The organism is Streptomyces sp. NPDC047974, assembly GCF_040653375.1.
GTDB lineage: Bacteria > Actinomycetota > Actinomycetes > Streptomycetales > Streptomycetaceae > Streptomyces.
The window spans coordinates 20,316-28,259 of the sequence record NZ_JBEZNU010000052.1; the positions used below are offsets into that span (position 1 = coordinate 20,316).

6 protein-coding genes and 1 pseudogene are annotated in these 7,944 nt (G+C 69.9%); 4 read left to right on the forward strand and 3 right to left on the reverse strand.

Annotation, left to right across the window (positions count from 1 at the left end; translation table 11 throughout):
- Window position 1: 1 nt before the first annotated feature.
- Both AB0E19_RS36365 and AB0E19_RS36370 read right to left on the reverse strand, forming a co-directional pair.
- A complete protein-coding gene (locus AB0E19_RS36365; RefSeq protein WP_362188745.1) occupies window positions 2–2,245 on the reverse strand; it encodes a DUF6571 family protein in 2,244 nt (747 codons plus the stop codon).
- A gap of 9 nt (window positions 2,246–2,254) precedes the next feature.
- Entirely contained in the window at window positions 2,255–2,515 is a 261-nt protein-coding gene (locus AB0E19_RS36370; protein ID WP_362188748.1) for a hypothetical protein, read from the reverse strand.
- Window positions 2,516–2,829: 314 nt separating this feature from the next.
- Here AB0E19_RS36370 and AB0E19_RS36375 point away from each other — a divergent pair.
- Window positions 2,830–3,189: pseudogene (locus AB0E19_RS36375) on the forward strand (transposase family protein); the annotation flags it as partial.
- A 234-nt stretch (window positions 3,190–3,423) separates the two neighbouring features.
- Here AB0E19_RS36375 and AB0E19_RS36380 read toward each other — a convergent pair.
- Window positions 3,424–4,875, reverse strand: coding sequence for a multicopper oxidase domain-containing protein (locus tag AB0E19_RS36380; protein WP_362188751.1), 1,452 nt, complete (start codon window positions 4,873–4,875; stop codon window positions 3,424–3,426).
- A gap of 158 nt (window positions 4,876–5,033) precedes the next feature.
- Between AB0E19_RS36380 and AB0E19_RS36385 the strand changes: the two genes are divergently transcribed.
- From AB0E19_RS36385 to AB0E19_RS36395, 3 genes are read left to right on the forward strand one after another with little or no spacing between them, the layout of a single operon-like run.
- The gene (locus tag AB0E19_RS36385) at window positions 5,034–5,933 is read left to right on the forward strand and encodes a hypothetical protein (RefSeq protein ID WP_362188754.1); all 900 of its coding nucleotides are present in this window, start codon (window positions 5,034–5,036) and stop codon (window positions 5,931–5,933) included.
- A gap of 12 nt (window positions 5,934–5,945) precedes the next feature.
- Entirely contained in the window at window positions 5,946–7,079 is a 1,134-nt protein-coding gene (locus AB0E19_RS36390; RefSeq protein WP_362188757.1) for a sensor histidine kinase, read from the forward strand.
- The gene (locus tag AB0E19_RS36395; protein ID WP_362188760.1) at window positions 7,076–7,729 is read left to right on the forward strand and encodes a response regulator transcription factor; all 654 of its coding nucleotides are present in this window, start codon (window positions 7,076–7,078) and stop codon (window positions 7,727–7,729) included. Before AB0E19_RS36390 ends, AB0E19_RS36395 begins: the two co-directional genes overlap by 4 nt.
- Window positions 7,730–7,944 lie beyond the last annotated feature (215 nt).

A 7,944-nucleotide genomic window follows, 5' to 3' on the forward strand; every position in this document is an offset into this window, starting at 1 on the left:
GTCACTGACCCATCGACTTGTCGGCGTCTTCCATGCCGTTCTGGTACCACTGCTCGGTGATCGTCTGCAGGTGGTCCTCGAACTCGCCAGGGCTCGCGTCCAGCTCCGTCTCCGTGAGCCCGCGATGCGTCGCCATCCCGCGCAGCATGCCGTACAGCTGCCTCTGACCCTCGTCGTAGTGCTTGATCATGTTCTCGCGAGTCGCGGCATCGACCTTCGCGTTCTGGTCGTTCAGGTTCGCGCTCAGACCCCAGTCGATCGAGCGCTGAACCCCGTCACCGACGATCGGGATGGGAGTCAGCAGCCCACCGTAGACGTGGTAGTTGACCATCTTGTTCCAGTTGTTGGCGTCCTTCTCCGCCTGGCCCAGGTCATAGATGACGTCGCCACGGACACCGTCGATGTGGCCGAGCACCGACGCGGACTGCTTGACCCAGGCCCGCAGCTCCGGGTCCTCCCTGCGGAAGGACTCCTCCGGGAAGCGTGACAGTCCCTCGCCGATCACGGCGGTCTGCGAGCCGTGGATGGCCTTGAAGGCGTTGGGGTCCTCGGCCGTGGAGCGGATGATCCGGGTGAGGTCGCCGCGGTCGATCTCCAGCTGGTTGAAGTCGGTCGGGCCATCCATCTTCTTGCCGAGGATCTGGTGCACGTCGGAGCCGTAGTCGGCGATCATGTCGGCCATCGGCAGCCTCATGGAGACGGGGATGGCGCTCTGGTTCGTCCTGAGCTCCTTCGTGTACTCGCCCATCACCCGCTCGAAGATCGCGGTCTCGGCGCCGTCGTGGTGGGCGGGCACCGGGTGCATCGGCGAGCCGGGGGCGCGGCCGGTGGCGGCGGCCTCGAGCGCGAGACCGAGCTCGGCCCGGGCCGAGCTGTGCTGGAGCTCCTCCGGCATCCTGCTCTCGACGTCGCCGCCGGGCCACTTCCGGTCGTCCAGGAAGTACTTCAGGTTGTCGGTGGTGTTCGGGTCGAAGTAGTGGGTCGAGGCGGAGGGGTTGCGGCTCATGGCGTTCAGCAGGCCCTTCATCGGGTCCTCCTGCGTGCCCTGCCAGTTCTTCATGTGGCCGCCGTACGGGTCGTCCGTGTGCGTCTCCCAGTCCCGGATGGTGTCGGCGACCTCCGTGAGGAAGGCCTCGCTGTACACCGGGTCTCCCTCGTCCTTCTGCCAGGGCGAGGACTTCTCGTTCGGGTCCTTGTTCGGGTCGTAGACCTGGCCGTCGTTGTCCGCGGCCATCAGCTTGGTCAGCGCGCTGAGCCCCGCCGCTCCACCGCCCAGCTGTCCGGGGTGCCGGTTCGGGAGGCCGTTGCCGTCGCGGGCCACGGAGATGAGGCGGTCGGTCCAGGCGGAGGTGACGCCGCCGGGGGACCCGAGCGGCGAATCGGGTCCCGTAGCGGTGGCGAGGCTCCCGGACAGCGCCCGGTAGAGGCGGGCGTCGGTCGCGGAGAGCTGGCCGTCGCGGCCACCGTGCTCCAGGCTGCTGGCCAGCAGGAGTACGGCCTCCTGCTGCTCCCGCCCGTTGAAACTGAGGTTGGTCATGAGCTCCGCGGAGAACGCCGGCGAACCCTGGCCTTCCTCCACGAGCTTCAGCAGCCGCTCGCGCTCCTTGTCATCGAGGTGCTCCCAGCGGCCGTAGAGCTTGGCGGCCTCCCGGCCGTTCTCCGCCTGCTGCTTCTCCTCCTCACGCAGCCTCTTCGCGTCGGCAATTCCTCCGAGGTCGACGCTGCCGAAGTCGTTCGGATGGTTCTTGATCAGTGCGCGCAGGCCCCAGGCGCACAGCTCGTCCGCCTCGGCGGCACGCTTCAGGATGCCCTCGATCTTGCCGCGCAGTGCCTCGAACTGTGCCTCGGTGGCCACCGGTTCCGTGCTGTCGGCCGACCGGCGGTCCGGGTGGACGCGGTGGCTGAGCACACCGTTGGGGTAGATGGTGATGCCCGGCGGAGGATTCTCGTACGTCGCCTTCAGGTCGTCCTGGGCCGACTTGAGCAGGGTGTGCGCGTCCTGGAGGAGGTCGCGGACGGACTCGGCCTCGGTGACCGCGTCGCCGAACTCCTTCGCCGTCTTGGTGACGAATTCCTTCGTCACCGAGGCGTTCTCACCTCGCCAGGTCGACTTGTCCGCCTTGGACTTCATCGCCGACGCCTCCGTCTTGAGGGCGTTCAGCTTGGTGATCATCTCCGACCACTGGGTGACCGCGGTCTGCGCCGGCCCCAGCTTGGCGTTGAGGAGCTGCTCGAACGTGGGCATGAGGGCTCCTTACCGGAAGAGCTGACTGATCTTGGACGCCGGCAAGGCTCCGTCGTCGCCGGGAGCGACCGGGCCGACGATGCGCACCTGCGCCGCGATCCAGTCGTCGTCGGCCTGCGCGGACTTCTTGGTGAAGTTCAGGTGGTTGGAGATGTGCGCACACGCCTGGAGCAGGGTCCTGACCTGTGTCTCCCAGGTCTTGTTGACCTCGCTCGGGGCGCGCCCGCGTCGAAGCCGTCGCCCTTCAGTCCGCTCGCCGCGGTCTCGCAAGCCGCTCCGGCGTGCTTCCCGCCCGCCTGGAGCCCGTTGAACAGGCCGTAGGCGGCGTGGCCGATCGCACCCAGGTCGTCGTCCTCGATGACATAGTCCGCCGAGCCCTTCGCGGGCGCTGAGCCGTCCGTACCGCCGGCCTGGTTCAGTCTCATGGAAGCGGCCGCCTTGGCCGCGGACCACTCATCCTCGAACGACATCGTCGCCACCCCCGTGTCTTGACGGTCGGAATCGCGCCGTCGGCCATGGACACCGCACAGGATCCACAGGACGAGCACGAGCAATCGATCATACATACGGGACTTCCGACCTGACTGGCCCTCACTCATCCCGTAGGGCAGAAGCGCTTCCTGTCCGCCCGGCTGCGTGCCCATCGCCGCGAGCGTGGCACCCGCTGGCGGCGGCTGAACACGGGCCGCCAGGCCCTGTTGGCCCTGGCCCACCTGCGGTGCGGGCACTCCTATGCCCAGTTTGCGGCCGGCTTTGGCGTAGGCACCACCACCGCCTACCGATACATCGCCGAGGCCGTCGAGGTCCTGGCCTGGCTCGCCCCGGACCTGGCGCATGCGGTCAAGACCGCGTCCCGCAAGGCGTTCGTGATCCTGGACGGGACGCTGCCGGCGATCGACCGGATCGCTGCCGACCGCCCGTTCCATTCCGGGAAGCCCAAGAAGCGACGATGACGGACCGCGGAAGGGCCACGTGGCGTGAGGCAGGGTGGGTGTGGCGGACTGTTGGGCGATGCGCGGCCTGGGCGTGGCAGTTCTGGCCGACGCCACTAGGCGGCCCGCACGACGGAACTGCTCACGAGGCTCGGTGAGCCCCCCCGGATCCGGCACGACCAAAGGCGGCGGCCGGTGGGTTTCCTCATGATCGGCAGTCGTAGATCAGGGTTGGTGGCGCGTCGGTCAGTGATGGCCGGCATGGCGGCTCAGGTCCAGGCGGCGCGGGGTGGTGTCCTCGGTTCCCGGGGGGACGAGGACGAACTGGCCCATCATTCCCTTGTCCTCGTGTTTGAGGATGTGGCAGTGGTACATGTACGGGGTCTTCGGATCGGTGTGGCGGCCGAACTCCACAGCCATCCGGACCTTCGTCTTGCCGGGGACGTAGACGGTGTCCTTCGGGCCGCGCAGGTGCCCCGGCGGCTGGTCTCCGTCGATGTCGAGGATCCGGAAGACGACCTCGTGGATGTGGAAGTTGTGGGAGAAGGTGATGTTGTCCAGCTCCCACACCTCGCGGGCGCCTGCCGGTACCACCTCGTCTATCCGGGCCATGTCCATGGGCTCGCCGTTGATGTGCGAGCCGTACAGCTTGAAGGTACGAGTCCGCTCCCCCACGGCGGGCGGGGCGAGCGCGGCGAGCCGGGCGGGGAGCGAGGCGGAAGGGGCGAGCCGCGGGGCGGCCGTCAGTTTCAGCAGGTCGTAGCCGCCGTCCTCGATCTCGTCCGCGCCGGGGAAGCTTTTGAGCAGAACCTGTTCACCGGGCTCGAAGGAGGCGACGATCTCGAAACGTTCGCCGGGGCTGATCCGGAGCCGGCGCACGGCGACCGGCCGGGAGAGCAGTCCGGCGTCGCTCGCCACGACGTGGAACTCCCGGTCGTCCGCGAAACCGACGGTGAAGACGTGCGCGTTGGAGCCGTTGAGCATCCGGAACCGCACTCGGCTCGTCGTCACCCGGAAGTACGGGTCGTAGGTGCCGTTGATCAGGACGTCGTCGCCGAGCAGGCCGAACGTGCCGCCGAAGTCCTCGTCCAGTTCGCCGGCCTCCGTGAACTTCCGGTCCTGGATGATCAGCGGGATGTCGTCCGTTCCGTACGTACGGGGCAACCCGGCGGCGTCGCCGGCCTCGTCGTCGAGGAGGAACATCCCGGCGAGACCCCGGTAGACGTGGACGGCGGTCCTGCCGTGCGGGTGGGGGTGATACCAGGTGGTGGCGGCGGGCTGGTCGACGGTCCACTCCGGGGACCAGGTGGCGCCCGGCTCCACCATCTGGTGCGGGCCGCCGTCCATCGCCGCGGGAAGGCGCATGCCGTGCCAGTGCAGGGTGCTGGCCTCGGCCAGTGCGTTCGTCACGCTCATCGCAACGCGGTCGCCGCGCCGGGCGCGGAGGGTGGGGCCCAGGTGGTCGCCGTTGATGCCCCAGGTCCTGGCGGGCTTGCCGGGCAGCAGTTCGGTGCGTCCCTCCCGCAGGCGCAGCGCGAAGCGCTTCACCCCGTCGGGGCCGGGCTCGGGATCGAGGACCGGCGGGATGCGCAACGGGTTGCGGAACGCGAGGGTGCCCTCGTTCCCCTCCGCGCCGGCGCACCCGGCCAGCGCCAGTCCCGCGAGTCCGGTCAGGGCCAGGAAGCTGCGTCGTCTCATGGCCCGGAATCCTGCGCGAGTCATCGGGCGAAAACGTCGGCCCGGGACGGCAACCACGGTGTACACCCGGGGCGGTAGCGTCATCCTTCAGCGGTACGGAGAGGGTGCCGCCACCCGGCCGACGCGTCGACGGCGGACCGCTCGGCAGGCTGACATCCATGAATCGACACCTTCTCACTGCGGTCCTCGCCGGCTCGCTCGCCTGTTCTCTCCTCTCGCCGGCCCTCGCGGCCCACGCGGCACCGGCCCCCGTCCCCCTGACGATCAATCACTCCTCCGCCGCTCCCCAGGACGTGGACATCTCTGTCACCTCCGAGGGCTTCACGGCCCCGTCCGCGCTGCGGCCCGGCGCGGTCACCTTCCGCGTCCGGTCCACCGACCCGGCGGGCGCCTGGATCGGGCTCGTACGGCTCCGCCCCGGTGTGCGCCTGGAGACGTATCTCGCCGATCTGCGCCGAGCCATGGGCGACGACCCCGTCGCGGGCGGCCGGGCCGTCACCCGGGACGCGGAGATGCTGGGCGGGTCGGCGGTGGCACACGCTCCCGCGGCGGTGACCCTGAACGTTACGCCCGGCACGTACCACTTGGTCGACTTCCGGGACGTGGAACTGCCGGATCTCGCCGAACGGGTGCGCCGCGTGACGGTCCTGCCCGGACGGCCGGCGCCGTCGTTCCGTCCTCCGGCCGCCGACCCCACGTCCCGCATCACGCTGCGCGACGGCCGCTTCGACGCGCCCGACGTGCTGAGCGGTGCGGTGCGGGTGGTCAACCGCTCGCGGCAGTACAACGAGGCAATGCTGATGCCCGTCCGCCCCGGAACCACGCTCGCCGACCTGGACGCGTTCTTCGAGGCCGTCGACGCGGGGCGCGACCCTGGTGGGTGGCCGTTCGCCGGAGGCCCGACCGGCGTCGTACCGCTGTCCCCCGGCCGGTCGGCGGTCCTGGAGACGGAACTGCCCTCCGGTGCCTACGCGTTGGTGACCTGGGTCCGCGACCTGGACAGTGGGAGGATGTTCGCGGCACAGGGGATGCGCGACCTGGTCACGGTGCAGGGGTAGGGGGGCGGGGACGTGTCACGAGCGGGTGACGCCGCGGTGGGGGCCGGGCTGGTGCTCGTCGTCCTCGCCGGAGGCCTACTGGAGCTGGGCCCTCCTGGTCCGTCCGGTCCGCTGGGTTGGGGGGCCGTCGCCCTCGCCGTCGTGGCGGGTGGTGCGACCGCTCTGCGGAGGCGTTCCCCCGTAGGGTGCCTCGTGGTGGTCAACGCGGTCACCTTCGCCTGGTTCCATCTCGACTACCACGGCAGACTCATCACCCTTGCCCCGCTGATCGGCTGCTACACACTCGCGGCCGGCCGCGGCTGGAAGACGGGGCTGGCGGGCGGGACGCTGACCACCGTGTGCACGGTGCTGACCGTCCGGTTCGCGCTGAGCGGCGGCTGGTTGGCGGACCAGGTGTTCAACGCCGTCCCCCTGGTGGCCGCCGCCACCGCGCTCGGCACGGCTGTGCACTCGCACCGGGCGTTCGCGCAGGGTGCGCGCGACTGGGCGGAGCGGTTCGCCGAGGCCCGCTCCGACCAGGCCCGCCGGCAGGCAGCCGAGGAGCGCCTGGAGATCGCCCGCGAACTGCACGATGTCTTCGGCCACACGATGGCGGCGATCAGCGTGCAGGCCGGGGTCGCCGTCCATGTGATGCGACGCAGGCCGGAGCAGGCCGCCGAGGCACTGAACACCATCAAGCGGATCAGCGACGAAGGGCTCGCCGAGGTGCAGGTCGTGCTCGGCGCGATGCGCTCGGAGAATCTGCGCACCGCCACGGGCGGCCTGGCCCGGCTCGACAAGCTGCTCGACACCACAGGGGTGGAGGTCGAGCTGTTGCTCGGCGGCGAGGACCGGACCATCCCGGTCGCGGTGGATCTCGCCGCGTACCGGATCATCCAGGAGTCCCTGACCAATGTACGCCGGCACGCGCACGACGCCACCCGGGTAGCGATCGAACTGACCTACGGCGAGCGGCTGCGCATCGTCGTACGCGACGACGGAAGGCCCGGCGGCGGGTCCACGACCGTCGGCGGCAACGGTATCGAGGGCATGCGGGCGCGGGCGGAGAAGCTGGGCGGCACGCTCACGGCGGCTCGGACGGCGGACGGGGGATTCGAGGTGCGGTGCGAGTTGCCCGTCAGGCCCAGCCGAAAGGACAGAGCGTGATCAAGGTACTCATCGTCGACGACCAGGCCCTCGTGCGGGGCGGGTTCCGGGTGCTCATCGACAGCGAACCCGACATGACGGTGGTCGGCGAGGCGGGCGACGGGGCGAGCGCGGCCGAACTCACCCGCACCACCCGCCCCGACGTCGTGCTGATGGACGTCCAGATGCCCGGCGTGGACGGCATCGAGGGCATCCGGCGGATCGTCGCGGATCCGGCGCTCGCCGCCGTACGCATCCTCATCCTCACCACCTTCGACGAGGACCACTACGCCATCGAGGGCCTGAACGCCGGCGCGAGCGGGTTCCTGCTCAAGAACACCGATCCGGCCCAGCTCCTGCACGGTGTCCGGGTCGTCGCGGGCGGCGAGGAGCTGCTGTCCCCCGGCCTGACCCGACGCCTCATCGCCCGGATGACCAAGCCCGCCGCCTCGGTCAACGGCGACGTCTTCGCCCAGCTCACCACCCGCGAACGCGAGGTCGTGGCGCTTGTTGCGCAGGGCATGAGCAACGAGGAGATCACCCGCGAGCTCGTCATCAGCCCGGCCACGACCAAGACCCACGTCAGCCGCGCGCTGAGCAAACTCGACGCCCGTGACCGTGCCCACCTGGTCGCCCTCGCCTACCAGCACGGCCTGATCGAACCGCACTGACCCCAGAGCTCCAGCGAGGAGCAGACCCCACACGGCGCATGGCTCTGCGGCTCGGGGTGCGAACTGCCACCCCGTTACAGCGCTTATGCCACGTGAATGGCACGGTGCCAAGAGAGATCCGGACAACAGACAAGCCCCAGGTCGCCGACCTGGGGCTTTGCTATGGAGCGGATGACGGGAATCGAACCCGCGCCATAGGCTTGGGAAGCACCCGG

What these genes read in the sequence shown, in the direction of transcription:
- AB0E19_RS36380 (WP_362188751.1), bottom strand. Translation starts at nt 4,875, where the DNA reads ATGAGACGACGCAGCTTCCTGGCCCTGACCGGACTCGCGGGACTGGCG.
- AB0E19_RS36385 (WP_362188754.1), top strand. Translation starts at nt 5,034, where the DNA reads ATGAATCGACACCTTCTCACTGCGGTCCTCGCCGGCTCGCTCGCCTGT.
- AB0E19_RS36365 (WP_362188745.1), bottom strand. Translation starts at nt 2,245, where the DNA reads ATGCCCACGTTCGAGCAGCTCCTCAACGCCAAGCTGGGGCCGGCGCAG.